21 protein-coding genes are annotated in these 25,853 nt (G+C 68.6%); 8 read left to right on the top strand and 13 right to left on the bottom strand.

The genetic code is table 11. The features are described 5' to 3' along the window. Window positions 1-50 precede the first annotated feature (50 nt). Window positions 51-1,088, bottom strand: coding sequence for a helix-turn-helix transcriptional regulator (locus tag U5N23_RS04370; RefSeq protein ID WP_322591617.1), 1,038 nt, complete (start codon window positions 1,086-1,088; stop codon window positions 51-53). Window positions 1,089-1,304: 216 nt separating this feature from the next. Between U5N23_RS04370 and U5N23_RS04365 the strand changes: the two genes are divergently transcribed. Continuing rightward, on the top strand, window positions 1,305-3,689 hold the full coding sequence (locus tag U5N23_RS04365; RefSeq protein ID WP_322591616.1) for a glycosyl hydrolase family 18 protein: 2,385 nt from the start codon (window positions 1,305-1,307) through the stop codon (window positions 3,687-3,689). A gap of 98 nt (window positions 3,690-3,787) precedes the next feature. Here U5N23_RS04365 and U5N23_RS04360 read toward each other — a convergent pair whose 3' ends face one another. Next, the gene (locus U5N23_RS04360) at window positions 3,788-4,882 is read right to left on the bottom strand and encodes a helix-turn-helix transcriptional regulator (protein WP_322591615.1); all 1,095 of its coding nucleotides are present in this window, start codon (window positions 4,880-4,882) and stop codon (window positions 3,788-3,790) included. A gap of 205 nt (window positions 4,883-5,087) precedes the next feature. Here U5N23_RS04360 and U5N23_RS04355 point away from each other — a divergent pair, with 205 nt between their 5' ends. Then, window positions 5,088-5,801, top strand: a complete 714-nt coding sequence (locus U5N23_RS04355) for a hypothetical protein (RefSeq protein WP_322591614.1) — start codon at window positions 5,088-5,090, stop codon at window positions 5,799-5,801. Window positions 5,802-5,859: 58 nt separating this feature from the next. Here the strand turns inward: U5N23_RS04355 and U5N23_RS04350 are convergent, their stop codons facing one another. Continuing rightward, complete coding sequence (locus U5N23_RS04350; protein WP_322591613.1) at window positions 5,860-7,236, bottom strand: matrixin family metalloprotease; 1,377 nt, start codon at window positions 7,234-7,236, stop codon at window positions 5,860-5,862. A gap of 326 nt (window positions 7,237-7,562) precedes the next feature. On the opposite strand from U5N23_RS04350, the gene U5N23_RS04345 reads away from it, so the two are divergent. Beyond that, on the top strand, window positions 7,563-9,254 hold the full coding sequence (locus U5N23_RS04345) for a long-chain fatty acid--CoA ligase (RefSeq protein WP_322591612.1): 1,692 nt from the start codon (window positions 7,563-7,565) through the stop codon (window positions 9,252-9,254). A gap of 45 nt (window positions 9,255-9,299) precedes the next feature. Here U5N23_RS04345 and U5N23_RS04340 read toward each other — a convergent pair whose 3' ends face one another. Further along, window positions 9,300-9,668: a PilZ domain-containing protein gene (locus tag U5N23_RS04340; protein WP_322591611.1), complete on the bottom strand. Its 369-nt coding sequence runs from the start codon at window positions 9,666-9,668 to the stop codon at window positions 9,300-9,302. 131 nt (window positions 9,669-9,799) lie between these two features. On the opposite strand from U5N23_RS04340, the gene U5N23_RS04335 reads away from it, so the two are divergent. From U5N23_RS04335 to U5N23_RS04325, 3 genes are all read left to right on the top strand, one after another. Next, window positions 9,800-12,760, top strand: coding sequence for an EAL domain-containing protein (locus tag U5N23_RS04335; protein ID WP_322591610.1), 2,961 nt, complete (start codon window positions 9,800-9,802; stop codon window positions 12,758-12,760). A 138-nt stretch (window positions 12,761-12,898) separates the two neighbouring features. Further along, on the top strand, window positions 12,899-13,663 hold the full coding sequence (locus tag U5N23_RS04330; protein ID WP_322591609.1) for a 2OG-Fe dioxygenase family protein: 765 nt from the start codon (window positions 12,899-12,901) through the stop codon (window positions 13,661-13,663). A gap of 218 nt (window positions 13,664-13,881) precedes the next feature. Further along, window positions 13,882-14,319, top strand: a complete 438-nt coding sequence (locus U5N23_RS04325; RefSeq protein WP_322591608.1) for a universal stress protein — start codon at window positions 13,882-13,884, stop codon at window positions 14,317-14,319. Window positions 14,320-14,390: 71 nt separating this feature from the next. On the opposite strand, the gene U5N23_RS04320 is transcribed toward U5N23_RS04325, so the two are convergent. The 4 genes from U5N23_RS04320 to U5N23_RS04305 all read right to left on the bottom strand — a co-directional run bounded on the left by U5N23_RS04320 (window position 14,391) and on the right by U5N23_RS04305 (window position 18,079). Further along, window positions 14,391-15,374 carry a tripartite tricarboxylate transporter substrate binding protein gene (locus U5N23_RS04320; RefSeq protein ID WP_322591607.1) on the bottom strand — a complete coding sequence of 328 codons (984 nt, stop codon included), beginning with the start codon at window positions 15,372-15,374 and terminating at the stop codon, window positions 14,391-14,393. Between the two features lie 165 nt (window positions 15,375-15,539). Beyond that, on the bottom strand, window positions 15,540-16,724 hold the full coding sequence (gene bktB, locus U5N23_RS04315; RefSeq protein ID WP_322591606.1) for a beta-ketothiolase BktB: 1,185 nt from the start codon (window positions 16,722-16,724) through the stop codon (window positions 15,540-15,542). 34 nt (window positions 16,725-16,758) lie between these two features. Then, window positions 16,759-17,532: an SDR family NAD(P)-dependent oxidoreductase gene (locus tag U5N23_RS04310; protein ID WP_322591605.1), complete on the bottom strand. Its 774-nt coding sequence runs from the start codon at window positions 17,530-17,532 to the stop codon at window positions 16,759-16,761. Window positions 17,533-17,560: 28 nt separating this feature from the next. Beyond that, on the bottom strand, window positions 17,561-18,079 hold the full coding sequence (locus U5N23_RS04305; RefSeq protein ID WP_322591604.1) for a MarR family winged helix-turn-helix transcriptional regulator: 519 nt from the start codon (window positions 18,077-18,079) through the stop codon (window positions 17,561-17,563). Window positions 18,080-18,149: 70 nt separating this feature from the next. Here U5N23_RS04305 and U5N23_RS04300 point away from each other — a divergent pair, with 70 nt between their 5' ends. Next, window positions 18,150-19,052: an EamA family transporter gene (locus tag U5N23_RS04300; protein WP_322591603.1), complete on the top strand. Its 903-nt coding sequence runs from the start codon at window positions 18,150-18,152 to the stop codon at window positions 19,050-19,052. On the opposite strand, the gene U5N23_RS04295 is transcribed toward U5N23_RS04300, so the two are convergent. Both U5N23_RS04295 and U5N23_RS04290 read right to left on the bottom strand, forming a co-directional pair. Beyond that, window positions 19,049-19,717: an RluA family pseudouridine synthase gene (locus U5N23_RS04295; protein WP_322591602.1), complete on the bottom strand. Its 669-nt coding sequence runs from the start codon at window positions 19,715-19,717 to the stop codon at window positions 19,049-19,051. The two genes, U5N23_RS04300 and U5N23_RS04295, sit on opposite strands and share 4 nt — an antisense overlap. Beyond that, window positions 19,698-21,881: an ATP-binding protein gene (locus U5N23_RS04290; protein ID WP_322591601.1), complete on the bottom strand. Its 2,184-nt coding sequence runs from the start codon at window positions 21,879-21,881 to the stop codon at window positions 19,698-19,700. Before U5N23_RS04290 ends, U5N23_RS04295 begins: the two co-directional genes overlap by 20 nt. Before the next feature lie 223 nt (window positions 21,882-22,104). On the opposite strand from U5N23_RS04290, the gene U5N23_RS04285 reads away from it, so the two are divergent. Beyond that, window positions 22,105-22,767 carry an NAD(P)H-dependent oxidoreductase gene (locus U5N23_RS04285; protein ID WP_322591600.1) on the top strand — a complete coding sequence of 221 codons (663 nt, stop codon included), beginning with the start codon at window positions 22,105-22,107 and terminating at the stop codon, window positions 22,765-22,767. Between the two features lie 127 nt (window positions 22,768-22,894). Here the strand turns inward: U5N23_RS04285 and U5N23_RS04280 are convergent, their stop codons facing one another. The 3 genes from U5N23_RS04280 to U5N23_RS04270 all read right to left on the bottom strand — a co-directional run bounded on the left by U5N23_RS04280 (window position 22,895) and on the right by U5N23_RS04270 (window position 25,848). After that, the gene (locus U5N23_RS04280; protein WP_322591599.1) at window positions 22,895-24,223 is read right to left on the bottom strand and encodes an MFS transporter; all 1,329 of its coding nucleotides are present in this window, start codon (window positions 24,221-24,223) and stop codon (window positions 22,895-22,897) included. Window positions 24,224-24,327: 104 nt separating this feature from the next. Next, window positions 24,328-24,711 carry a hypothetical protein gene (locus tag U5N23_RS04275; protein ID WP_322591598.1) on the bottom strand — a complete coding sequence of 128 codons (384 nt, stop codon included), beginning with the start codon at window positions 24,709-24,711 and terminating at the stop codon, window positions 24,328-24,330. A 69-nt stretch (window positions 24,712-24,780) separates the two neighbouring features. After that, window positions 24,781-25,848: a MerR family transcriptional regulator gene (locus tag U5N23_RS04270; protein WP_322591597.1), complete on the bottom strand. Its 1,068-nt coding sequence runs from the start codon at window positions 25,846-25,848 to the stop codon at window positions 24,781-24,783. Window positions 25,849-25,853: the final 5 nt, after the last annotated feature.

The following is a 25,853-nucleotide window of genomic DNA, read 5'->3' as shown; positions in this document are numbered from 1 at the left end:
GCAGCTCTCAAGGCTGTGGCGCTTTTTGCATGGTGCTTTCGGCGGGTGGATCAGCCGCCCTGGCGGGCCGACAGCCAGGCCAGCAATTCCCCCCGGTCCTGCACGCCCAGGCTGTTGTAGAGCTGGCGGCGGTGGTAGACCACGGTGTTGGCGCTGATGTCCATGCGCACCGCGACCTGGGATTCCGGCAACCCGAGCGCCAGCCAGTACGCGAGCTCCTGCTGGCGCTGCGACAGCCCCAGGGTCTGCAGCAAGGCTTGCAGGCGTGCCTCCCGCGGCACGCTCTGCGTGATGTGGATCCCCACCGCCTGGCCCATGCCCGAGGCGGCCTTCATGGGGGTTGCGCGTACCGAAAAATGGCCGTGCACAGTGCGCAACTGCCGGGTGGGCAGTGCCGGGAGGTGTTGTGCCTGCATGCGCTGCAGCAGTTCGTGCAGTTCCTGGGGCAGCCCGGCGCCGCGCCGCCAGCGCCAGCCGAAGGCCAGGGGTAGCAGGGTCTCGGCTTCGGGCGACAGCCACAGCAGCCGCCCCTGGGGGGTGGTGATGAGCATGCCCTGGCTGTGTGTCTCGCTGGTTCCGCTGCCCATCTCGCCGTCTTGCAGGATGTGCGCCAGACAGGGCTCCAGCCGCGCCAGCAGCGCCGCGTCGCCGGGCCCGAAGGCCGGCGACGCCGCTTCGCGGTAGAACTTGAGCGTGCCTATCCCTTCGCCGTCGGGTGTGCGCAGGACCAGGCTCATGCAGTCCACGGTCCCCATGGGCCGCATCACCACGTTGTAGAAGTCGCTGCGCTGCAACTCGGGCATCGGTACGCGCACGAGCTGTTCGAGCAATTGAGGCCCGCGTTCGTACCGCACCGCTTCTGCGAAGTCGCGCGAACTGCGCACCAGCACCTGGCGCTCGCTGCGCAGAATGCGCGCATCAAAATAATCGGCCACCACCGACTGAGCAGCCGGCACCTCCATGTGCACGGCCATTTCGCCTCCCTCTGCGGGGTACACGTATGCACTGGAGTCGAAGCCGAGAACGCTGTGCAGTGTCTCCAGCAGGGGAACGATCATGGGCGGCCCGCCCGCTTCCATGCGGGTCATGTGCTGCAAGCGTGCAAGGGCTTGCTGGGTGGAGCTGGGCGAGGGCATGTCGGCTGCGGTCCGGTGAAGCGGTGATGGGAACAAGACCCCGAATCTAGGGGGCGTGCCGCGCAGGGTCAATACACCGGCGCAACACCCTATCCGCCGAGGGTGGGGTGCGCGCGGCTGCGGGCCTGTAGCCTGCGCCCGTCCCCTGATCCACCAAGGAATTTTTCCATGTCCACCCTTGATGCTGCGGCCCGTGGCCGCGCCCTGAAAACCTGCTTGCGGCGCTGGCTGGCCGCTTCGCTCTTGCTGTTGGGCGGCAGCCAGGCCATGGCGCAGCCGCAGTGCGCGCCCGGCCAGTGGCTGGCCGAGTATTTTCCCAACACCCAACTGTCCGGGGCGCCCGCGCTGCAGCGCTGTGAAGCCGGGCCCATCGACCACTACTGGACGGGCCCGACCGGCAGCCCCGATCCGGCCCGGCTGCCGGTGGACGGGTTCTCTGCACGCTGGACCGCAACGCTGCAGTTCCCCGCGGGCGCGACCCGCTTCATCACGTTCACCGACGATGGCGTGCGCGTGCTGGTCGATGGCCAGCGCGTGATCGACAACTGGACGCGGCACGGCATCACCATGGACAGCGCCACCGTGCCCCTGGCGGCCGGCCCGCACATGGTGCGCATGGAGTATTTCGAGGCCGGCGGCGAGGGCCTGGCCCAGCTGGTGATGGAGAACACCCACCCGGCGCCACCCGCGCCGCCGAACATTCTGTCCTTTGTGGCGCAGCCTGGCGCCATCGACCTGGGCGGCAGCAGTACCCTGGCCTGGAACGTGGACAACGCCACGGGCTGCACGGCATCGGGAGGCTGGAGCGGGGAGCGGCCTGCCAGCGGCAGCGCCAGCGTCCGCCCCGGCACGAGCACCCACTACAGCCTGAGTTGCCGCAACGCGGCCGGTGCCACCGCGAGCGCTTCGGCCACGGTGACGGTGCGCAATGCCCCGCCGCAGCAACTGCCCACCATCGACAGCTTCGGCGCCACCCCGACCCGCATCGCCCCGGGCGACAGCGCCCGCCTGGCGTGGCGGGCGAGCCATGCTGCCAGCTGCACCGCATCGGGTGGATGGAATGGCACGCGCGCAGCCGAGGGCAGTGTGCTGGTGCAGCCCCAGGCCAGCACGTCCTACACCTTGAGCTGCGCCAACAGCGCAGGGCAAAGCGTCACCGCCACGGCCCAGGTCGCGGTGGATGCCGCCAACCCCCGTCCGCCGGTGAGCGGCGTCACGGCCCGCGCCACGCCGCAGGGCGTGCGGCTGGACTGGAACCCTGTGACGCAAAGCGGCAAATGGGTCAACGGCTACTACACCGGCTGGTTCTGGGAGCAGTTCCCGCCCGAGGCCGTGGACATGAGCACCATGACGCACTTCATCTTCGGCCGCTATGCGCCAGGCCAGGGATCGCTGCCCGGCGGCCGGGTGGGCGAGCTGATGGAAGGCGCAGGCACCGCGCACACGCAGGTGGAGGACACCCTGATCGCCAAGGCCCACGCGGCAGGCACCAAGGCCATCATGATGATCGGCGGTGAATTCGATGGCCCCGGCTTCATGGCCGCCACGGCCAACCCGCAGATCCGCGCGGTCTTCATCAAGAACATCCTCGACAAGGCCGAACAAAAGGGCTACGACGGTGCCGACATCGACTGGGAGGAAAACCTGGACACCGACCAGGGCCGCGCCCAGGCGCTGGCACTGCTGCGCGAACTGCGCGTTGCCGCCCAGCAGCGCCCGCGCTACCAGGCCAGCCCGTTCGAGATCAGTTGGCCCGGCTTCTGGGTCAACACCAACTTCCAGGAGATCCTGCCCTGGCATGTGGAAGTGGCCCATGCAGTGGACCGCTTCAACCTCATGACCTACAGCATGGCCGGCGACTGGGGTGGCGGCTGGCTGTCCTGGCACCACTCGCCGCTGTTTGGCGAAGCCCCCAGCCACCCCACCTCCATCGCTTCCACCGTGCAGGCCTATCTGAATGCGGGCGTGCCCCGTGCCAAGCTGGGCATCGGCGTGGGCCTGTATGGCCTGTTCTACAACAACCCCGTCACCGGCCCGCGCCAGGCCGCGACGAGCGGCTCCAACGGCGGAGACGGTGTGAACAACTACCGGCGCCTGCTGGAAGACAACGCCTTCGGCCAGCCGGGCGCCGTCTACCACTGGGACGACGTGGCCAAGCAAAGCTACATCAGCTACAGCCAGCCCTGGTGGCGCGCCAGCGATGCACCCGTGACCTACCTGAGCTACGAGGACGAGCGCTCCATCGCCGAAAAGGGCAAATGGGTGCATGAGCAGGGCCTGGGCGGAACGCTGGTATGGACCATCAACTACGGCTACCTGCCCCAGCAGGGAAGCAATCCGCCGATGCAGGCCATCAAGCAGTCCTTCATCGCGGCCAGCGCATCGGGCTACCGCGTGTACCGCAACGGGACGGCCATTGCCACCGTGACCAGCGGTGCGACCTACACCGATGCATCGGCACCGAGCGGCAGCCACAGCTACCAGGTGGCCATGCTCGATGCAGCGGGCAACGAAGGGCCGCGGTCAGCGGCCGTGACCGTGCAGGTGCCCTGAACCACCACGCTGCGTGCAATGCAAAAGCCCCCGGTGCTTCCTGGCACCGGGGGCTTTTTTTTTGACGAGAGCCATTTGGTGTGCATGCGTGAATTAATTCACGTTTTGCCACCAATCTGCGCCAGCAGCTCATCGCGCCCCATGACGCCCAGCCGGTTGTAGAGCTGGCGGCGGTGGTACACGGCCGTGTTGAGGCTGATGCCCATGCGCTGCGCGATCTGTGATTCGGGCAGGCCCCGCGCCAGCCACCAGGCCAGTTCGTGCTGGCGCTGCGGCAGGCCCAGCTTCTGCAGGGTCGACAGCAGCCGCACCCCGCGCGCCACGCGCCGCGTGATGTGCAGCGCCACGGCCTGGCGGTCCTGCCGCGCCTGGGGGGCGGGCGCCAGGTGCGTGGCACGCAGCGAGAACCAGCCCTGTGCCGTGAACAGCTCCAGCGTGGGCAGGGCCATCTCCTCGGGCCGCCGTGCGTTCAGCCGCCGCAGCAGTTCCTGCAGCGCGGGGGGCAGCTGCGCGCCACGGCGCCAGCCCCAGCCGAAGGCCAGGGGCATCAGCGCCTCGGCCTCGGGCGAGATCCACATCAACCGCCCCTGGGGGTTGGTGACCAGCACCCCCTGGCTGTGCACCTCGCTGCCCTGTGCATCGCGCTCGCCGTCTTGCAGCGCACGTGCCAGGTGGGCCTCCAGCCGGGCCACCAGGGCCGCGTCCTGCGGCGTAAAGTCCGGCGCCGCGCTGTCGCGAAAGAGGTGGATCACGCCCAGGCCCACACCCTGCGGAGTGCGCAAGGCCAGGCTCATGTAGTCCTTGGCGCCTGTGGCCCGCATCACCGCCTCGTAGTAGTCGCTGCGCTGCATTTCGGCCATCGACACCACCATCTGCTCGCGCATCAGCCGGGGGCCGTGCTCGTGGCGCACGGTCTCGCCAAAGTCGCGCGGGCTGCGCACCAGCACCTGGCGCTCGCTGCGCAGGATGCGCGCGTCGAAGTAGTCCTGCGCCACCGACTGCATGGGCTCTTGCGCATAGTTCATCAGTTCGCCATCAGCGCCGGGGTACAGCATGCAGCCGAAGTCGAAGCCCACCACCCGGCGCAGTTCCTGCAGCAGGGGCTCGATGAGCTGCACGCCACCTGCCTCCAGGCTGGCCATGCGGTGCAGGCGCGCAAGGGCGTGGCGGTCGGGGCGGGGAGAGGAGGGCATGGCGGGTGAAAACAAGGGGATGGAAGGCCGCAAATCTAGAAGCCGCCCGGCACCCGGTCAACGCCGCGTGCGGGTCGCCCGCAACACCCCATCCCTCCTGGGTGGGGCGCGGTGCCGGGTTTGTGGGTAACTTGGTTGGCCGTGGATCTTCGGGCCCATTTTCATGGTGGGTGCTGCCAACGATTGCCACGCACAAGGAGCTTCCGTGACTTTGATCCCGTTTTTCCGCCAATCCCTGGCAGCCTTGGGCGTGCTCTCCCTGGCGTGCCTGTCGTCCGCCCATGCCCAGGTGGAGATCATTGAACCTGCAGGGGACTTCCAGTTTGGCAAGGTGGCTGTGCACTCATCGGCCACGCAGACCCTGAAGGTGGCCAATCGCGGCCCATCCCCCATGCAATTGGGGTCGGTGATCTCATCCATTGCCGCCGTGTCGCCGCTTTGCACCGGGATCGGTTGCGGGGTGGTCATCGCTACCGATTTCACCATTCCCGCGGAGTCGGATGGCTGCAGCAACACCTTGCTGCAGCCGGGGGCGGTGTGCTCGGCCCTGGTGCGCTTCACGCCGTCGGGGCCGGGGCAGCGCGGATCCCAGCTGAACGTTTTCAAGCCGAATGCGGCGTACGTTTACCGGGGTCTGGGTGGCACGGGTGTCTCACAACCGCTGGACTGTGTGCTCGACTGGGCGGAGAAGGCCTTTCCCCAACTGCTGACCACCCCGACCATGACATCCTCCGCCGCGCCTTACCACTTGCGCTGCTATGCCAAGGGGGCGATCTGTGTCGGCGCCGACGTCGACAACCCTACCGACGGGCCCCGGTTCGACCAGCCCAGCGTCTACGTCTACGATGCCCAGGCCGAGCCACCGCTGCAGCGCCTGGACTACCTGTCCTCGCTGTCGCGCCTGGCGCAGTGCCAATGATGGGATGATCCGCCGCCTGCGGCCCTGTCCTGTCTGGGGCGGGCCGGGCCGACGTGCTTCAGAGGTATTCCAGCCCCTGGCTGCTGAGCCCGACCAGGTTGATGTGCGCGGCATTCAGGTCCAGGTTGGCCGCAGCCACCGCGAACGATGCATTGGTGTAGGCGCCCGACTTGATGACGGCCGCCAGCGACTGGACCGTATTCGCATCGGCCGCGACGCCCACCAGATTGGCGTACAGCAGGCTCACTACCTGCTCCGGCGTGGCCGAGGCGCCCAGCAGCGCATTGAGGCCAAATTGCGCGACCTGCAAGGGGGTCGAGCCGGCGTCCACCGCCTTGAGCACGATGCCCACCACGCTGCGGTTGTTCAGGCCGGCAGGGCCGACCAGCGCACCGACCATGCGTGCGGCCGTGCCCGCGGCACCGTCCAGATCGAGCGCCACGAGGCCATCCGCGAACTTGATCCGCTCGACCTGCAGCAAGGTGTCCACCCCGTCGCGGTTGGGGACCCCGTCGCCCAGCGTCCAGCCGCCACCGTTCTTGGGCTGCAGCGCGTAGTCGCCGCGGTTGCCCCGGGCCACCAGCGTGTCCAGGCCACCCAGGCCATTGAAGGTTTCGCTGGCACCGGTGCTGGTGAAGGTGTCTGCACCGGCGGTTCCGGTGGGCGCCGTCGGGGTGGTTGGAGTCGTCGGGGTCGTCGGGGTGGTGGGCGTCGTGGGCATGGTCGGGAAGCTCAGCGTCGGGCCACTGGTCGAGTTGAGCCCGTAGGTGCCGCCCAGGCCGTCACGGCCATAGATCCAGTCCAGCGCCAGCAGGTCATAGGCCTGGAACGTGCTCTTGTACGGGCCTGCCTCGGTATAGGACATCACCGTGTTGTTGGTGTTGTCCTCGGCCGTGGGCAGGGGGCGTGGGGAGTCGAAGGGATGCGCCAGGCCCAGGGCATGGCCCACCTCGTGCAGCAGGACTTCGTAGCCCAGGCCACCGGCCGTGAGGGTGTTGTTGACGCTGGCGAACTCCACATTGTCCAGGTAGACCACCGATTCGGCGTTCAGCGAGGTCAGCGTCTGCTCGGACCCGCTGAAGCTGTAGCTGTAGAACGAGGAGTTCAGCCCCGCCGTCGTGCGGCCTTGCAGGTTGGTCGCCGCGAAATGCAGGTCTGCCTGGGACGAACTGCCCACCTCGGTGAAGGTGATGCCCGTGACCTGGCTGGCATACGCCATGAGCTGGCGCGTGGCCTGCATCTGCGAGGCATTGAACGAGACCAGGGTGGTGTCCGAATCCCGATCGGCCACGCTGCCCGTGCTCACATCGAAGGTGTAGTACAGCACCTTGCGGCCATCGGGAAAGAAATTCCACGGGGCAGGGTTCTCCAGCAGGGAATCGGCCTTGTAGTTGCCCGAGAAGCGGATGTTTTGGAGGTCGGAGACGGTGGCCATGGTGGTGTCGAATTTCTCGGCGGTTGGATGGTGGCAACTGGCTGCCCTGTGCCCTTGGACAATGCCACGCTGTAGACGTTCCCGGCCTCGGGCCGCGGTTGCAGATGCCAGGGTATACCCCATGCCATGCAGGCACAGCACGGAATTTATCACCGGGGTGACTGCCGCGCTGTGACGAAAAACACAATGTCACCATCTCTTTGGGGGGGGCGCCCATGCCGCCGTCACCTGCGCGACCCGGCCTAAGTGGCATCCCCAATGCAACGCGGCGGTGGCGCATCTAGGCTGCAGGGCTGAAGCATTCCTCCATCCCCTGCCATCCCCCCATGCCCACACGCCCTCACCACGCTTTCTGGCCCCGCCGGGTGCCCCACTCGATCACCTTGCCCGCCACCTCGCTGTGGGACAACCTGGCCATCAATGCGCGCCGCTACCCGGACAAGGCGGCGCTGGTGTTCTTTGGCCGCCAGTTGGGCTACCGGGCCCTGGCGGAAGGCGCCGAGCGTCTGGCCGCACGGCTGGCGCAACTGGGCGTGCAGCGCGGCGACCGCGTGGTGCTGTGCATGCAGAATTGCCCGCAACTGGTGATGGCGCACTTCGCCATCCTGCGCGCCAATGCGGTGGTGGTGCCGGTCAACCCAATGAACCGGGCCGAGGAGCTCAAGCACTACATCACCGATCCCGATACGAAAGTGGCCCTCACCACGGCCGATCTCGCGCCCGAGCTGGCCAAGGCCAGCAACGCCCTGGCCCCGGGCGAGCGCCTGGCGCACCTGGTGGTGACGCAATTCACCGACGCCTTCGATGCCGATGTGGCCGGGCCCGATGCCCCGCCCGAGGCGTGGAAGGACTGGCTGTGCACGCAGCACCCCCTGCCCATGCTCGATGGGGGCGCAGTGCATGCCTGGAACGATGCCCTGGCCTGCAGCGATGCGCCGCCCGCACTGGTGGTGGGCCCCACCGACCTGGCGCTGCTGCCCTATACCAGCGGCACCACCGGCCTGCCCAAGGGCTGCATGCACCTGCACAAGAGCATCATGCACAACGCCGTGGCCAGTGCGCTGTGGGGCACGGGCTCGGCCGACAACGTCACGCTGGCGGTGGTGCCCATGTTCCATATCACGGGCATGGTGAGCGTGATGCATGCGGCCATCTACACCGGCGCCACGCTGGTGGTCATGCCGCGCTGGGACCGCGACCTGGCCGGGCGCCTGATCTCGCGCTACAAGGTGTCCAACTGGACCAACATCCCGACCATGGTCATCGACCTGATGAACAGCCCGAACTTTGCGAGCTACGACCTGTCGAGCCTGGTCTACATCGGCGGCGGCGGGGCCGCCATGCCGCAGGCTGTGGCCCAGCGCCTGCTGGAGCAGTACGGGCTGCGCTATGCAGAAGGCTATGGCCTCACGGAGACGGCCGCGCCCTCGCACTCGAATCCGCCCGACCATCCCAAGCAGCAGTGCCTGGGCATCCCCTTCGTGGGCACCGATGCCCGCGTGATCGACCCCGACACGCTGCAGGAAGTGCCCGTGGGCGAGCAGGGTGAGATCATCATGCACGGCCCCGAGGTGTTCGAGGGCTACTGGAAGCGGCCCGATGCCACGGCCAGTGCCTTCATCGAGTTCGAAGGCAAGCGCTTTTTCCGCTCGGGCGACCTGGGGCGCGTGGACGAAGAGGGCTACTTCTTTCTGACCGACCGCCTGAAGCGCATGATCAACGCCAGTGGCTTCAAGGTCTGGCCGGCCGAGGTGGAGGCGCTGATGTTCCGCCACCCCGCGATCCAGGAGGCCTGCATCATCTCGGCACGCGACGCCTACCGGGGCGAGACCGTCAAGGCCGTGGTGGTGCTGCGCCCCTCGCACCAGGACACCACGGAGCAGCAGATCATCGACTGGTGCCGCGAGAACATGGCCGTCTACAAGGTGCCGCGCATCGTGCAGTTCGTGAACGCCCTGCCCAAGAGCGGCAGCGGCAAGGTCATGTGGCGCGCGCTGCAGGAAGCCGAGGCGGCCTGACGGGCAAGCGCTCCAGGGCACCCCTCGTCTGGAGGGGCTGCCCCGTCATTGGGCGCTTTGGGTCAGCTCGGCCAGGTCGCGCTCCAGCAGCGCCGGGTCGCCCAGCTGCAGTTCGATCAGGCGCCGCAGGTGGGTCACGCTGTCCAGGTCGATGGAGCGGCACAGCAGGCCGGTGTGCAGCCCCTCCAGGTGCGCCACCTCGCAGGACATGCCGATGTGGTTGCCCGTGTCGTGCAGCGGGATGGTGAGCTGGCACAGCATGCCGGCGTGCACGTCGGCCTGCGCAGGCAGTGAAATCAGGGCTCCCTTGAGCGACAGGTCCTGCACATGCACGCTGAAGGCGTTGCTGGCCAGGGTCAGCAGCGCAGGGGCATCGAAATGGACACGGACGTAGTGGCGGCGTTCGTGGGGCATGGCTGTCTCCGAGGAGTTTGATGCATGCTACCCCAAGCGCCGCGCAACGCGCTCAGGCTTTTGTTACTTTTGGATGTTTTAGCAACCTTTGGTTAACATAGTGCTTTCTGCCACTGTGGGGATTCCCGATCGTGAGTTCACGCATATTCCGGTGGCATTGCCGATGGGCTGGCTGGTTGCTGGGCGCCCTGTGGGCCCTGCTGCCGGCAGGGGCCGGTGCGGCTGCGCCCGTGCGGGAGGTGCGTGTGGGGGTGTATGCCAACGAGCCCACCGTGTTCATGAACCAGCACGGCCGGCCGGCAGGCATCTTCGTGGACCTGCTCAACCTGGTGGCCGAGCGCGAGCGCTGGACCCTGCGCTATGTACCGTGCGAGTTGCGTGCCTGCCTGGAGGAGCTGCGCGCCGGCCGCCTGGACCTGGTGCCCGATGTGCCGCGTGCGCAGGCGCGCGAGGCACAGTTCGATTTCACGGCGCAGCCCCTGGTGGACACCTGGTCCGAGGTGTACCGCCTTCCCTCCTCGCCGATCCGCTCGGTGCTGGACCTCGATGGCAAGCGCGTGGCCGTGCAGCGCGGCACCCCGCAGCGCGACCATGTCATCGCCCTGACGCGCCGCTACGGGCTGCAGGTCATGGTCGTGGATGTGGACTCGCCCGAGCAGGCCTTCAGTGCCGTGGGCAGCAAGAATGCCGAGGCGGCCATCTCCAACCACCTGTTCGGCAATGCCCATGCGCCGGCACATGGGCTGGCGGATGCGGGCATCGTGCTTCAGCCCGGTGGTCTGTACGTCGCCACCGGCAAGGACCGCAACCCCGAGCTGCTGGCCGCCATCGACAAGCGAGCCCTGCAGTGGCGCGACGGTTCCGACGCGTCGTATGCGCAGGTCATGCGGCGTTGGGCGGGCGCCCCACCGGCCAGCGCCATCGGCCGCCCCGTGCTCTGGGCCGCGGGGGCGCTGCTGCTGGTGGCCGCGCTCGCAGCCCTGGCCGTCTTCGTGCGCCGCCGGCGCGCAGGTGGCGGGGGATCCGGGCAGTGGCGTGCCAGCGAGCACAGGTTCGGCGCCATCCTCGACAGTGTCGAGGCCTTCATCTACATCAAGGATACGCAGCACCGCTACCAATACGCCAACCGGCACATGCTGGCGTTGCGGCCCGATGCCGCGGATGGGCTGATCGGTGGCGACGACAGCGCGATCTTCGACGCGGCCACCGTGCGCCAGCTGACGGCCAACGACCGGCTGGTGCTGGAGCGTGGCGAGCGCATCGAGGTGGAGGAAACCAATACCTTCCACGATGGATCGGTGCGCACCTACCTGTCGGTCAAGATTCCACTGCGCCACGCGGACGGCAGCATCCATGCGCTGTGCGGCATATCCACCGACATCACCGATCACCAGGGGGTCGAGGAGTCGCTGCAGGTCGCTGCCATCGTGTTCGAGTCGTTCGAGGGCATGGTGGTCACCGGGCCCGACCAGCGCATCCTGCAGGCCAACACCTCCTACGCGCGGCTGTCCGGCTATACGGTGGAGGAGCTGGTGGGCAAGACGCCGGCGCTGCTGCAGTCCGGCCGGCATGACCAGACCTTCTACCGGACCATGCACGAGACCCTGCAGTCGGTCGGCTCCTGGCAGGGCGAGGTCTGGAACCGGCGCAAGGACGGCGAGGTGTACCCGGCCTGGATCACCATCACCGCCGTGCGCTCGGCGCAGGGTGCCATCACGCACTATGTGGGTACGCAGACCGACATCTCCAGCCGCAAGGCGGCCGAGGAGGAAATCCGCCTGCTGGCCTTCTATGACCCGCTCACGGGCCTGCCCAACCGCCGGCTGATGGCCGACCGCCTGCAGCACAGCCTGGCCGCCAGCGCACGCACGGGCACCGGGGGCGCGCTGCTCTTCGTGGACATGGACAACTTCAAGGACCTCAACGACACCCAGGGCCATGAGATCGGCGACGAGCTGCTGCGCCAGGTGGCCGCGCGCCTGGGCGGCTGCGTGCGCAACGGTGACACGGTGGCGCGCCTGGGCGGAGACGAGTTCGTGCTGCTGCTCGAGGGCCTGAGCGCCCTGCCGCACGAGGCCGCCTCGCAGGCCGAGATCGTGGGCCGCAAGGTGCTGCATGCCCTGGGGCAGAGCTACCAGCTGGGCGGCCATGCGCACCACAGCTCCTGCAGCATCGGCGTCACCCTGTATGCCGACCCGCACACCACGGTGGACGAGCTGCTCAAGCGCGGCGACATGGCCATGTACCAGGCCAAGGGGGCGGGGCGCAACACCCTGCGCTTCTTCGACCCGCGCACGCAGGCCGCCGTCACGGCGCGCACCGCCCTGGAGGCCGGGCTGCGCGAGGCCTTGCGCGAGGGCCAGTTCCTGCTGCACTACCAGCCCCAGATCAGCCGGGACCATGGCATGGTGGGGGCCGAGGCGCTGCTGCGCTGGGAGCACCCGCAGCGCGGGCTGGTGTCGCCGGCCGAGTTCATTCCGGTGGCCGAGGCCTGCGGCCTGATCGTGCCGCTGGGCGCATGGATCCTGCGGGCCGCCTGCCTGCAACTGGTGGAGTGGGGGGGCGATGCCGCCACCGCCCACTGGACGGTGGCGGTGAACGTGAGCGCGCTGCAGTTCCGCCACCCGCACTTCGTGGAAGAGGTGGTGGAAGTCCTGCGCAGCACGGGCGCCAATCCGCTGCGCCTGAAGCTGGAACTCACCGAGTCGCTGCTGCTCGACGACGTGGAAGACATGATCCTGCGCATGACCACGCTGCGTGCCCTGGGCGTGCGCTTTTCGCTCGACGACTTCGGCACGGGCTACTCCTCGCTCAGCTACCTCAAGCGCCTGCCGCTGGACCAACTCAAGATCGACCAGAGCTTTGTGCGCGACCTGCTCACCGACCCCAACGACGCCGCCATTGCCCGCACCATCGTCAACCTGGCGCACAGCCTGGACCTGGGCGTGATCGCCGAAGGGGTGGAAACCACCGAGCAGCGCGACATGCTGGCCAGCGTGGGCTGCCTGCACTGGCAGGGCTACCTGTTCGGGCGGCCAGCGCCGGCCGGCGCCTTGCTGCGCATCGCGCAGCAGGTGGCCCTGCAGCCGTGAAAGAAAGCGCCGAGGAGCCGCGGCAGGCCTGCAGCCGGGCTTGCGCCGGTTGACCTGCATCACCCCTTGGCTGCACGGCACTGCGGCGCGTGGCCCGGTCCCGGCAGTCCCTTGCGTTAAGCCTTATGCTCGGCGGCCATGGCACAAGTCACTTTCTCACCTCCTTTTACCGCGCCCTCCGAGACTGCGAATCAACTGCGCAGCGCCGGCTTTGCCGTGCTGTCCCCCGCCGATGTGGCGGCCTGGATGGGTTGCCCGCTCTCTGACTTGCTGGCACTCAACGCCGACTGGGCGGCCCTGCCGCCCGACGATTTCCTGAAGGACGGCGGGCGCTACCGCCGCAGGCGCCACGCCTGCTTCATGGTGCAGGATGGGCAGGCGCAGCAGGTGCCGCACCGCGCGCACTGGCAGCCGGTGGAATACAACGCCCTGCACGGCGGCATGGAGCGCTGGTTTGCGCCCATGGAGCCGGCCACGGTGGCGCTGCCGGTGTGGTCGCAGTTGCTGGCCGCACTGGCCCGCGTGTCCGATGAGGTCTTTTCCATGCAGGGCAGGGCGCCCGAGCCCTGGTTCGTGGAGGCGCACCAGTTCCGCATCGACACCGAAGGCGGCATCGGCCGGCCCACACCCGAGGGCGCGCACCGCGACGGCGTGGACCTGGTGGCGGTGTTCCTTGTGGGGCGCGAGGGCATCAAGGGTGGCGAAACCCGCGTGTTCGAGGCCAACGGCCCCGGCGGCCAGCGCTTCACGCTCACCGAGCCCTGGTCGCTGCTGCTGCTGGACGACGCCCGCATGATCCACGAATCCACCCCCATCCAGCCTGTGGCCCCCGGCGGCTACCGCGACACCCTGGTGGTCACCTGCCGGCGCGGGGCATTCCAGGGGGCGGACGTGGTGGGGTAGGAGCCGCATTCTGGTTGTTGGGCTCGCGGGCGTAGGACAAGGCGTCGTCTTGCTGCGGAAATCGCTGGATCGACCGCCCGCCGTTTGATGCGCATCAAGATGCGATGTATGGTGTGGGTTCACACTGTCCTTCATCGCATCGCAGGCGGCACCCGGGACCGGCGGATTGGGGGTTCAGGGCTTTGCCGAAGGTGCATTCAACACAAGGAGAAGACACCATGTTCAAGCACATTCTGGTTCCCATCGATGGCTCCGACATCGCCACGCTGGCGGTGTCCAAGGCGGCCGAACTGGCCAAGACCTTCGGCAGCTCCGTGACCGCGCTGTATGTGGTGGACCCGTATCCGTTCACCGGCGTCGGGGCCGATTTCGCCTATGGCCAGGCCCAGTACCTGAGCGCCGCCACGGCCGAGGCGAATACGGCGCTGGACGCCGCCCGCAACGCCCTCACTGCGGCTGGCGTGCAGGTGACCACGGTGGTGGGCGAGGGCCACACCGTGCACGACGGCATCGTGAGCGCCGTGCTGAGCACCGGTGCCGACCTCATCGTGATGGGCTCGCACGGCCGCCGCGGCCTTGAAAAACTGGTGCTGGGCAGCGTCACGCAGCGCGTGCTGGGCGCGGTGCACGTGCCGGTGCTGGTCGTGCGGACCTGATCCGACCTTTGTGCGGCACCATGAAAAATGGCTCCCCAGGGAGCCATTTTTGTTTGCAGTAGTGCCAAGACCTATTCGATCTTCGCTCCTGAAGCCTCCACGATGCCCTTCCATTTGGCGTAATCGTTTTTCATCAAGGTACCGAACTGCGCGGCGGACATGGCTTCGGGCTCGGCGCCCTGGGCCTGGATGGCGGCCTTCATGTCGGCGGTGGCCAGCAGCTTGTTGATCTCGGCGTTGAGGGCCGTGACCACGCTGGCGGGGGTGCCTGCGGGGGCGAACACGCCGTACCAGGTGCTCACGTCAAAGTCCTTGAAACCCGATTCGGCCACGGTGGGCACGTCGGGCAGGGACGAACTGCGCTTGGCGGAAGTGACGGCCAGGGGGCGCAGCTTGCCGGACTTGATCTGGCCCATGGCCGAAGGCAGGGATGAGACCAGCAGGTCCACGTTGCCGGCCAGCGCATCCATGAGGGCCGGGTTCGATCCCTTGTAGGGGATGTGGCTGAGCTTCACGCCGGCCGCCTTCTCGAACAGGTCGCCCGCCAGGTGGATGGACGTGCCATTGCCGGGCGAGCCGTAGGTGACGGTGCCGGGGGCTGCCTTGGCGGCGGCCACCACGTCGGCCAGGGTCTTGTACTTGGAATTGGCGCTGGTGGCGATGACCACGGGCGTGTAGGCCACGTGGGCCACGGCGGTCAGGTCCTTGGTCGGGTCCCAGGGCAGGTTCTTGTACAGCCAGGGGCCGATGACCAGGTTGTCCTTCTGGCCCATCACGATGTCGTAGCCCGTGGGCGCGGCCTTCACGGCCTCGCCGATGCCGATGGTGCCGCCCGCGCCGGCCTTGTTGTCGGCCACCACGGTCCACTTGGCGCTTTCGGTGAGCTTGGTGGCCACCAGGCGCGAGAGGATGTCGGTGCCGCCACCGGGCGGGAAGGGCACGATCAGGCGGATGGGTTTGGTGGGGTAGGCAGCCGCAGGGGCGGGCGCCTGCGCGTGGGCGGTGGCACCCAGGGCGAGGGCCAGCGCACTGAAGGAAATCAGGGTGCGAATCATGGTGAAAGATGTCTCCGTCGGTTCAATGGGTGGGAGCCGCCGCAAGGGGCACGCTCCACTCTGCTGATCTGGGCCAGCACCTGCACATGATCGCCGATCGCGTGCCGGTGCTGCCTTGCCAATGCAGCGTGGCGCCATCGCCACTGGCGATGGCAACCTGCAGGCTCAGATGCGCTCGAAAATGGCGGCAATGCCCTGGCCACCGCCGATGCACATGGTCACCAGCGCATAGCGGCCCTGCACGCGCTGCAGTTCGTGCAGCGCCTTCACGGTGATCAGCGCGCCCGTGGCGCCGATCGGGTGGCCCAGCGAGATGCCCGAGCCATTGGGGTTGACCTTGGCCGGGTCCAGGCCCAGTTCCTTGGTCACGGCGCAGGCCTGGGCGGCAAAGGCCTCGTTGGCCTCGATCACGTCCAGGTCGTTCACCGTGAGGCCGGCTTTTTTCAGCGCCAGTTGCGTGGCCGGCACCGGGCCGATGCCCATGTACTTGGGGTCCACGCCGGCATGGGCGTAGGCCACCAGGCGCGCCAGGGGCTTGGCGCCGCGCGCCTTGGCGGCACCGGCTTCCATCAGCACCAGGGCGGCCGCGGCGTCGTTGATGCCCGAGGCATTGCCGGCCGTCACCGTTCCGTTTTCCTTGATGAACACGGGCTTGAGCTTGGCCATGTCGGCCAGGGTGGCGCCGGGGCGAAAGTGTTCGTCGGTGGCGTACTGCACGTCGCCCTTCTTGCTCTTCAAGGTGACGGGCACGATCTGGTCCTTGAACAGGCCGGCCTCGGTCGCGCGCTCGGCGCGGTTGTGGCTTTCCACGGCCAGTTGATCCTGGTCTTCGCGGCTGATGCCCCACTTGGCGGCGATGTTCTCGGCCGTCACACCCATGTGGATGTTGTGGAAGGGGTCGTGCAGCGCGCCGATCATCATGTCCACCATCTTGGTGTCGCCCATGCGGGCGCCCCAGCGCATGTTCAGGCTGGCGAACGGGGCACGGCTCATGTTCTCGGCGCCGGCGCCGATGGCCACGTCGGTGTCGCCCAGGAGGATGGACTGGCTGGCGTTCACGATGGCCTGCAGGCCCGAGCCGCACAGGCGGTTCACGTTGTAGGCAGGCGTGTTCTCGCTGCAACCGCCGTTGATGGCGGCCACGCGCGAGAGGTACATGTCCTTGGGCTCGGTGTTCACCACATGGCCGAACACCACGTGGCCCACGTCCTTGCCTTCCACGTTGGCGCGCGCGAGCGATTCGCGCACCACGAGGGCGCCCAGTTCGGTGGGCGGAATGTCCTTGAGGCTGCCGCCAAAGGTGCCAATGGCGGTGCGCACGGCGCTGACGACGACGACTTCACGGGTCATGGGAATGTCCTTTCTGGAGGGAGGTCTGTTGGTTCTATGGAGCGTCTCTTACATCGGCGACCGGGTGGGTGCCGAAGTCTGCGCGGTCCAGCCAGGCGAGCACGCGGGTAGCGGCGTCGGCAGGCGATGTGAGCTGGCCACCGGTCTTGAGGTTGGTGAAATTCTGGCGGTCCGGGAACGCCTCGGGGGCGGCGCCGCGCAATTGCACCTGCATGTCGGTGTCGATCACGCCGGGTGCCAGCGAGCAGACCTTGGCGCCATGGGGCTTGTGGGCTTCGTCCAGCGCCACGCAGCGCGTGAAGTGGTCCATGCCGGCCTTGGCCGCGCAGTAGGCGGCCTGCGAGGCCATGGCCTTGCGGCCCAGGCCCGAGGAGATGTTGAGCACCTTGCGTGCCGTGGCGGTCCAGCCCTCGGTGGCGTGCAGGAAGGCGGCCGTGAGCTGCATGGGCGACTCCAGGCCCACGCGCAGGGCGTTGGCCAGATCGGCCGGATCGCTGTCCGACAGCGGGGCGATGCGCGGGATGGTGCCGGCGTTGTTGATCAGCGTGGCACTGGCAAAGCGGCCCGGGGCCTGCGCGGCCAGCCAGACCTTGAGGCGTGCTGCGGCCTGCTCGCCCAGCGAGAGGTCCTGCTGCCACTGCTCGAGCGTGGCGCCCGATGCCTTGGCGGCGGCAGTCAGCGCCTCCTGGGTGTTGCGGGCCAGGCAGACGAGGGTGTTGGCCGGGCTTTGCAGCAGTTGCTCGGCCATGGCCAGGCCCATGCCGCGCGAGGCGCCAGTGAGGATGAAGAGGTGTTGGGGTTGGGACATCCCGCCATCGTACTGCGCCTGTGCGCCATCAGCTGTCACCCGGGGATTCCAGGGCTGCGAGCAGCACGGCCAGTTTGGCATCGAGCGCCGCCAGGTCAGCCGCCTTGAGGGGTGCCAGGATGCGGTGCTCATTGGCCACATGGGCCTCCACCGCGCGGTCGACCAGGGCCAGCCCTGCGGGGGTGAGCTGCACCAGCATGCTGCGCGCATCCGCAGGGTTGGGCAGGCGCGCCACGAAGCCGCTGGCCTCCAGTTTCTGCATGCGGTGCGTCATGGTGCCCGAGGTGACCATCAGCGTGGAGAACAGCGTGGTCGGTGCCAGGCAATAGGGCGCGCCCGAGCGCCGCAGCGTGGCCAGCATGTCGAACTCCCAGAAGCTCAGCCCGAATTCGGCAAAGGTCTCGTCGAGCCGGCGTTGCAGCAGCGCCGCGCAGCGCTTGATGCGGCCGATGGGGCCCATGGGGCTGACGTCCAGGTCGGGGCGCTCGCGGTGCCATTGGGCGAGGATGGCATCCACGGCGTCGGGTGGGCGTTGGGGTGGGGGCATGGCTGCATCAGTTGTCTTGATTTCAAGATTTTATGATAGAGTTATTTATCTTGAATTGAAGATAAATGCCATGACCGAAGCCAACCCTCGCGTCGCCTGGGGCGACGTGCTCCTGACTGCACTGGCGCCCGCCATCTGGGGCTCCACCTACATCGTCACCACCGAGCTGCTGCCGCCGGACCGGCCCTTCACGGCCGCGCTGCTGCGCACCTTGCCCGCTGGCCTGCTGCTGGTGCTGTGGTGCCGCCAGGCGCCGGCCTGGGGCGATGGGCGCGGATGGGCGCGCCTGCTGCTGCTGGCGGCGCTCAACATCGGCGTCTTCCAGGCGCTGCTGTTCGTGGCGGCCTACCGGCTGCCCGGTGGCGTGGCGGCCGTGGTGGGGGCCATCGGGCCGTTGCTCATGATGGGCCTGACCTGGGCGGTGGACCACCGGCGCCCGCCTGCGCTGGCCATGGGGGCCGGAGCGCTCGGCGTGGCGGGCATGGCGGCGCTGCTGCTGTCGCCCGGCGCCGCCTGGGACATGGTGGGCGTGGCGGCTGCGCTGGCGGGCACGGTGTGCATGGCCTTTGGCACCTTTCTCGCGCGGCGCTGGCAGTCGGGTGGCTTGCCGGTGCTGGCCTTCACGGGCTGGCAGTTGCTGGCAGGTGGCGCCATGCTGTTGCCCGTGGCCTGGGCGGTGGACCCGCCGCTGCCTGCCCTCACCGCCGTGCAGGTGGGCGGCTATGCCTACCTGAGCATTGCGGGCGCGCTGCTGGCCTATGCGCTGTGGTTCCGTGGCGTGGCGCGCCTGCCCTCGGTGGCGGTGTCGTCGCTGGGCCTGCTCAGCCCTGTGGCGGCCGTGCTGCTGGGTTGGGCGCTGCTCGGGCAGGCCCTGCGCGGCACCTCGCTGGTGGGCGTGGTGGTGGTGCTGGCCAGCATCCTGGCCGTGCAGTGGGCCATGGCGCGCCAGGCAACTGCCGCTGGGGCAGGCTAGAAGTCCGGCGCCCGATGGAAGTTCAGCGCTTCGCCAGTGGCCGGGTGCGCCAGTGCCAGCGCGCTCGCATGCAGCAGCAGGCGCGGGGCGCGTGCCTGCGTGGCGGCATCGGCGTACAGGGCATCGCCCAGGATGGCATGGCCCACGGCGGCCAGGTGCACGCGCAACTGGTGCGTGCGGCCGGTCACGGGCTCGAGCAGTACGCGCGTGGTGCTGGCCGACTCATCATGCGACTCGGCACGCCAGCGGGTGAGGCTGGGCTTGCCCAGAGCGGCATCGATCACGCGCAGGGGGCGGCGTTCCCAGTCGGCGGCAATCGGCAGATCGATCTCGCGCCAGGCATGGTCATCGGGTGGGCCCATGTGCCCTTGTACCACCGCCACGTAGCGCTTGTGCACCTGGCGCTGCTCGAACGCCAGGCCCAGCCGGCGCTGGGCATCGAGGTGCCGCGCCATGAGCACCAGGCCCGAGGTGGCCTGGTCCAGCCGGTGCACGATGAGCGCGCCGGGCCAGCGCTGCTGCGCACGGGCGCTCAGGCAGTCCTGCTTGTCGGGGCCGCGGCCGGGCACGCACAGCAGGCCTGCGGGCTTGTGCAGCACCAGGATGTCCGCGTCTTCATGCACTGCCTGCACGGGCAGTGCGCCGTCAACTGGCGCCATGGCCATGGATGAGCCGGTGCACGGTGGCCACGAGTTCTTCCACATCGTTGGGTTTGTGGATCAGCGCGCTGGCGCCCTCGGCCATGGCGGCCTGCTCGATCTCGGTGGTCACGTAGCCCGACGCCAGGGCCACCGGCAGGTCGGGGCGTATCTGGCGCGCCTCGCGCACCAGGTCCGTGCCGACGAAGCCGGGCATGTTGTAGTCGGTCACCAGCAGGTCGTAGCGCTGGGGGTCGGCGCGCAGCGCGGCACTAGCCTCGTGCGGGTCGGTGTAGCCGCTCACCTCGTAGCCGCGGCGACGCAGCAGGCGCTGCACCAGGAAGACCAGGGCCTGGTCGTCGTCCACATACATCACGTGGGGCTTGCGCTGGTCGATCGGTGCCGTGGCCTGCGGTGCGGGCGCTGGGGGCGGGACCAGCGCTGGTGCCGGCTCGGCGCTGTCGGGCGCGACCGGGAAGTACAGCGTGAAGCGGCTGCCGTGGCCCGGGATGCTGCTCACGTCCACCGCGCCTTCGTGCGTGCGCATCACGCCATGCACCACGGCCAGGCCCAGGCCCGTGCCCTGGCCCACCGGCTTGGTGGTGAAGAAGGGCTCGAAGATGCGCTGCAGCGTGGCCGCCTCGATGCCGGGCCCGCTGTCGCGCACCGCGAGGGCCACGTAGTGGCCTTCCGCCAGGCCCAGGCGCTCACTCAGGCGCTGGTCGGGCTGCACGGTGGCAGCCTCCACATGGATGCTGCCGCGCGCGCTGCCGATGGCATGGATGGCATTGGTGCACAGATTGAGCAGGGCCTGCTCGACCTGGGTGGCGTCGGCCAGCACCGGGGGCAGGTCCAGCTGCAGCTGCATGTGCAGCTCGATGGCCGGGGGCAGGGTCACGCGCAGCAGGCGCTCGGTATCGTGCACCACCTCCACCAGCGGCACGGCCGTGCGCTGCGGCGGCTCGTTGCGGCTGAAGGTCAGGATCTGGCGCACCAGGTCGCGCGCGCGGCGCCCGGCCTTGTCGATCTCGCACAGGCTCTCCAGGGCGGGCGATCCGGGCGCGCTGTCGGCCTTGGCCAGCTCCACGTTACCCAGGATGGCGCTGAGGATGTTGTTGAAGTCGTGCGCAATGCCGCCGGCCATGGTGCCCACGGCCTGCATCTTGTGCGATTCGCGCAGCTGCGCCTCCAGCTCGCTGCGGTGCGCCTCGGCCTTCTTGCGGCCGGTGAGGTCGCGCGCGAACACGGTGGTGGTCTCGCCCTCGGCATGGCGCTCGAACGAGACGCTGACCTCCACCGCAAGTTCCTTGCCGCTGGCCGTGAGCGCCGTCATCTCGCCCAGCATGGCCTGCGTGGTCAGCTGCGCGAACGACAGGCCCTGGGCCGCACCGGGCAGGAAGCGCTCGAGCGGGCTGCCCAGCGCATCGCTGGCGCTGCACTGGAACAATGCCGCCGCCGTGGGGTTGAACACGGTGATGCGCTGGTGCTGGTCCACGCAGATGATGGCGTCGAGCGCGGAGTTGATCACCGCCTCCAGCCGCTTCTCGCTGGCATACAGCTGCTGGTTGCGCTGCTGCAGGGCCTGGGCGCTGTGCTGCAGCGCGCGGCGCTCGGTGAGCAGCGGGCCCTGGTCGATCACCGCGCACAGGTACTGCGACACCGGCGGGCCGCCGCCGGCCTGCGGTGCCTCGATGTGGGCGATGTGCAGGTCGCCCTTGATGCGCAGTTCCTCGCCGATGTCGAAGACCACCTCGTTCACCTCGCTGCGCCCCAGGTTCTCGGCCTGCGCGAAGGCGTTGTGCACGCGGTCCACGTCGGCCGCGCTGACGAAGGGCATCAGGGCGCTGAGCGGGCGGTCGCGTTCGGTGGGCTGGAACGAGCGGTGCGCCATGGAGTTGGCCTGCACCACCATGTCGTGCTCGTCGATCACCATCAGCGCCAACGGCATGCTGGCGAACAGGGTCTCGAAACGCTCCGAGGCACTTTCGGCCACCGCCTGGCTGTAGCGCAGCACCTTGTTCTGGCTCTCCAGCTCGGCCTGGTAGGCGCGCAGCTCGGCCACCAGGCTCTCGGCGGGGCTGCCCGCAGCACCTGCCGTGCTTTCGGTGGCAGCGGCCGCAGCGTCTGCCGGTGCACCAAGCGCGGGCGAACGCCGGGACGGGTCCAGGAAAGACAGGTCCGGTTCACTCATGGACTAGGGGCGATCAACAAGGCAGAACCGCGCAATGGAGGAGGAAAACTAGTGTAAGCCTCCCCGGAGTCCCCAGACCGCGCATGGATGGGGCGATTGTTGACCGAATCCGAACAATCCTTTTCCCCGCAGGACCTTACCGAACGCTTGCGCGTTCCCTACAGTTCACCCATCGGCATTGCGATGCCGTCCATTCAACCAAGAAATTTCAGGAACACTGGCCATGACCACCGCCGAACACACCACCGTCGCCAACCCGCTGCTCGACAAGCTGCAGTGGCGCTATGCCGCCAAGAAGATGGATGCCACCAAGCGCGTGCCGGCCGACAAGGTCGAACGCATCCTGGAGGCCGCGCGCCTGGCGCCCACCTCCAGCGGCCTGCAGCCGTTCGAGATCATCGTCGTGACCGACCCCGCAGTGCGTGCCCGCATCCAGCCGATCGCCTGGAACCAGGCACAGATCACCGAGGGCTCGCACCTGCTGGTCTTCGCCGCCTGGGACAACTACACGGCCGAGCGCATCAACATGATGTTCGACCTGACCAACGAACAGCGCGGCTTCAAGAACGAAGGCTGGGAAAACTACCGCCAGATGCTGCTGGGCATGTACCCCCAGCGCGATGCCGAAGTGAACTTCCAGCACGCCGCCCGCCAGGCCTACATCGGCCTGAGCGCCGCGCTGATGGCCGCCGCGTTCGAGGGCGTGGACTCCACACCCATGGAAGGCTTCGACCCCAAGGCCCTGGACGAGATCCTGGACCTCAATGCCCGCGGCCTGCGCAGCGTTGCCATCCTGCCGCTGGGCTACCGCGCCAGCGAAGGCGACTGGCTGGTGAACCTCAAGAAGGTGCGCCGCCCGCGCGAACAGTTCGTCACCGAAGTGTGATGGAAAGGTCCGGCCGGCCCGCAAGGGCAGGCCGGACCCGGTTGCCTGACTCTCTCTCCTCCGCCGTCTGCAAGACGTTCCGCCCGCCACCCAGGTGCCGGGCGGTTTTTTTCGTTGCGGCGCAGGTTCAGCGCGCTGTGCTCGGTGCATCGCTGACCCGGCGCAGCGGCGTGAGCACGAAGGCCAGGGCGACCAGCACCACCAGCGCTCCGCCGCTGGCCGCAAACAGCTGGGGCAGGGTGATGCTCTTCATGAGCCAGCCCGTCACCGCTGCCGAGATGGGTGCCAGGCCCATGAAGATGAACATGAACAGGCCCATCGCCCGCCCGATCAGCGCCGGCGGCACGCGCTGCTGGATCCAGGTGAACACGCGCACCTGCATGAAGCCGCCCAGGAGGCCGATGGCCAGCATCAGCCCCGCCCCCTGCCAGACGGCGCTGACCATGCCCATGGGGATGAACAGGAGGCCGATGATGGCGTCGAAGACCAGGATGGTCAGCCCCAGGCTGCCCACCCGCAGGCGGGGGAACATGCCCGAGGCCACCATGCCCGCCAGCGTGCCCGCGCCGTGGGCACCCAGCATGGTGCCGAAGGCGGCGGCACCCAGCGCGGGCGTGCTGCTGGCCAGCACCGGCACGGCGATGTGGATGGGCCCCATGATGAACAGCGCAATGGCACTCCAGTAGAGAAAGCAGGTGCGCAGCTCGGCATCGCGCCAGAAGTGCACGAGGCCCTGTGCCACCGAGGCCAGCACGGCCTGCGGGGCTGCGGGGCTGGCCGCCGGCGTGGCTGCGGCCAGGGTGCGCACCTGGGCCAGCGTCCAGGCCGAAATGCCGAAGCTCAGCGCGTCGAGCGCGAAGGCGATGCCGATGCCCGTGGCGTTGGCCCGGGCCTCGGCCGTGCTGCTGCCGCCGTCACCGAACAGCGCGATCAGCAGGCCCGCGAGCAGCGGGCCGAGGAACATGGTGAGCTGGCGCAGGCCCAGGCTGATGCCATTGGCCGCCTGCAGCTGTGCGCGCGCCACCACGTGCGGCATCAGTGACGTGCCCGCCGGGATGCTGAAGGCCGTGGACAGGCCGATCGCCAGCGACAGCCCATACACCATCCACAGCGTGAGCGTGCCGGTGAGCACCAGGCCGCTGAGCAGCGCCAGCAGCACCAGGTTGATGAACTTGGTGAGCATCAGCACCTGTTTGGGGGAGTGGCGGTCCACCAGGGCGCCGCCGATCAGGATGAAGAGTGCGCGCGGCACGCTCATCAGGGCCAGCACGGTGCCCAGCACCAGCGTGTCGCCGGTCATCTGCAGCACCAGCCAGGGCAGGGCGATCAGGGTGAACTGGTCGCCCAGCATGGTCAGCGCGGAGCCGGCGGTCAGCCAGCGGAAGTTGGGGTCGCGCAACAACGCCGTGCGCGGGTCGGCCCTCGGCGGGGCCGGGTTGTCGTGGATGGATGGCATGGTCTTCCTTCGAGAAACAATGGGATGGGTTGGAATCGGTCGCAGGCAGGCGCTGGCCGCACCCGCTCCGTGCGTGGATGGGATGAGATGGGTGGGTTGCCCGGTCAGGCCGAGCGCGCTGGCGGTGCCTGGCGTCGCAGCGGCTGCGCCTGCCGTGCTGCATGCCGGGGTGCCAACAGCCGCAGCAGGCTGCTGGCGAGCGCCAGGCTCCACAGCAGCGCCGCCGCGTGCCCAGCGAGCGCCAGGGCTGTGGGCAGCCAGCGGCCTGGGCCCCCGGGGGCCAGCAAGGCGTCGGCCACCACGCCGGTGAACAGGAAAATGGCGAGCGCCAGCGCTTCAGGGTGCGTGAGTGCTTCGGCCAGGACGCAGGCCACCAGCAGGCAGGCCGTGCCCGCCAGCGCATACAGCGGCCACTGGCTTGCCGGGTGAAGAAGCAGTGCCCGCCAGCGAGCGGGTGTGGGGGTCGATGGGGGTGGCAGGGGGCTCATGGTGTCGGTCCGTTGGCTGCAGTTGGCAGCGTGTCGGGTCCGACTGTGGGGCCTCACGTTGCGTGAGGGTCAAGCCTTTTGGGGCACTTTTTTCGGCGATTTTTCCGCAGCCTGCGTGACAAAGGGTGCGGCCGCGGCAGGGAGCAGCAGCGCCGCCTTCAGGTAAGCGCACACAGGCGCACTCAGGGGTGAGCCCGCCTGCAGCAGGGGCTCCTGCTCGGACGCTGCGATCAGTTTCTCGCGCAGCGCGGGGTTGCCGCCCGTCAACTGGCCGAACAGCCGGTCCCAGCGCCGGGCGGCGGCGATGGCATCCGGGTGGTGCGTGGGCAGGCCCTGGGCCAGCAGTCGCTGCACCTGTACCTCCAGTTCGGCCCACTGCGCATGGGGCACGTGGCCCAGGCCGCGCAGGTCGTCGCGGGTCACGTACTTTTCGAGCAGGGCCATGCGCAGCTTGATCGCCGTCTCGACGAATTCGATCATGTCGCCCGGTGGCGCATGGTTGCGCCCCTGGGTGCTGGGCTCGGTGCGGAACATGTGGCCCCAGCGGTCCAGCAGGTCGATGTCGCCCCCCATCCAGTGCAGCATGAGCGCCATCCAGCGGTAGGCCAGGGCCTGGACTTCGGGGCTGTCGGGCGGCAGCTGGCGGTCCATGGCGCTGCGCACCAGGTCCTTGACCACCAGCCAGTCGGCCTCGATCAGGCTCCAACTGGTGAAGATCTGCTTGAGCTCGGCCGAGCTGAAGTACTTGCCGTAGGTGGTCATCAGCGCCAGCGCTTCGAGCCAGTTGCCCATGTCGGGCTCGGCGCCCGCCATCAGGCCATCGCGCAGCATGGCCAGGCGCGCGCGCAGCTCGGTCGCCTGGCTGATCTGCTGGTCCAGCGCGCGGATCTGCTGGCCAATGATGCGCTCGGGCGCCATGCCTTCGCCGGCCAGCAGCTCGCCGATGTCGCTGAGCGCCAGCCCCATCTGGCGCATGGTCTGTATGCCATGCAGCCGCTGCACGTCGGCCTGGCTGTACAGGCGGTAGCCGGCCTCGGAGCGGCCCGAGGGCGCGAGCAGCCCGATCTCGTCGTAGTGGTGCAGCGTGCGCACCGTGAGGCCGGTGCGCCGGGCCAGTTCACCGACTTTCAGCAGCATGGGCA

Origin of the sequence: Acidovorax sp. (assembly GCF_034519795.1) — a bacterium.
Classification (GTDB): domain Bacteria; phylum Pseudomonadota; class Gammaproteobacteria; order Burkholderiales; family Burkholderiaceae_C; genus Acidovorax.
Note: the sequence above shows the minus strand (reverse complement) of the source record. Positions and strands in the feature narration are given on the sequence as shown.

Coding starts and splice junctions, on each gene's coding strand:
- U5N23_RS04275 (WP_322591598.1), bottom strand. CDS start 24,711: ATGAGCCCCCTGCCACCCCCATCGACCCCCACACCCGCTCGCTGGCGG.
- U5N23_RS04330 (WP_322591609.1), top strand. CDS start 12,899: ATGGCACAAGTCACTTTCTCACCTCCTTTTACCGCGCCCTCCGAGACT.
- U5N23_RS04325 (WP_322591608.1), top strand. CDS start 13,882: ATGTTCAAGCACATTCTGGTTCCCATCGATGGCTCCGACATCGCCACG.
- U5N23_RS04310 (WP_322591605.1), bottom strand. CDS start 17,532: ATGTCCCAACCCCAACACCTCTTCATCCTCACTGGCGCCTCGCGCGGC.
- U5N23_RS04370 (WP_322591617.1), bottom strand. CDS start 1,088: ATGACCCGCATGGAAGCGGGCGGGCCGCCCATGATCGTTCCCCTGCTG.
- bktB (WP_322591606.1), bottom strand. CDS start 16,724: ATGACCCGTGAAGTCGTCGTCGTCAGCGCCGTGCGCACCGCCATTGGC.
- U5N23_RS04320 (WP_322591607.1), bottom strand. CDS start 15,374: ATGATTCGCACCCTGATTTCCTTCAGTGCGCTGGCCCTCGCCCTGGGT.
- U5N23_RS04290 (WP_322591601.1), bottom strand. CDS start 21,881: ATGAGTGAACCGGACCTGTCTTTCCTGGACCCGTCCCGGCGTTCGCCC.
- U5N23_RS04305 (WP_322591604.1), bottom strand. CDS start 18,079: ATGCCCCCACCCCAACGCCCACCCGACGCCGTGGATGCCATCCTCGCC.
- U5N23_RS04360 (WP_322591615.1), bottom strand. CDS start 4,882: ATGCCCTCCTCTCCCCGCCCCGACCGCCACGCCCTTGCGCGCCTGCAC.
- U5N23_RS04295 (WP_322591602.1), bottom strand. CDS start 19,717: ATGGCCATGGCGCCAGTTGACGGCGCACTGCCCGTGCAGGCAGTGCAT.
- U5N23_RS04350 (WP_322591613.1), bottom strand. CDS start 7,236: ATGGCCACCGTCTCCGACCTCCAAAACATCCGCTTCTCGGGCAACTAC.
- U5N23_RS04270 (WP_322591597.1), bottom strand. CDS start 25,848: ATGCTGCTGAAAGTCGGTGAACTGGCCCGGCGCACCGGCCTCACGGTG.
- U5N23_RS04345 (WP_322591612.1), top strand. CDS start 7,563: ATGCCCACACGCCCTCACCACGCTTTCTGGCCCCGCCGGGTGCCCCAC.
- U5N23_RS04285 (WP_322591600.1), top strand. CDS start 22,105: ATGACCACCGCCGAACACACCACCGTCGCCAACCCGCTGCTCGACAAG.
- U5N23_RS04280 (WP_322591599.1), bottom strand. CDS start 24,223: ATGCCATCCATCCACGACAACCCGGCCCCGCCGAGGGCCGACCCGCGC.
- U5N23_RS04340 (WP_322591611.1), bottom strand. CDS start 9,668: ATGCCCCACGAACGCCGCCACTACGTCCGTGTCCATTTCGATGCCCCT.
- U5N23_RS04365 (WP_322591616.1), top strand. CDS start 1,305: ATGTCCACCCTTGATGCTGCGGCCCGTGGCCGCGCCCTGAAAACCTGC.
- U5N23_RS04300 (WP_322591603.1), top strand. CDS start 18,150: ATGACCGAAGCCAACCCTCGCGTCGCCTGGGGCGACGTGCTCCTGACT.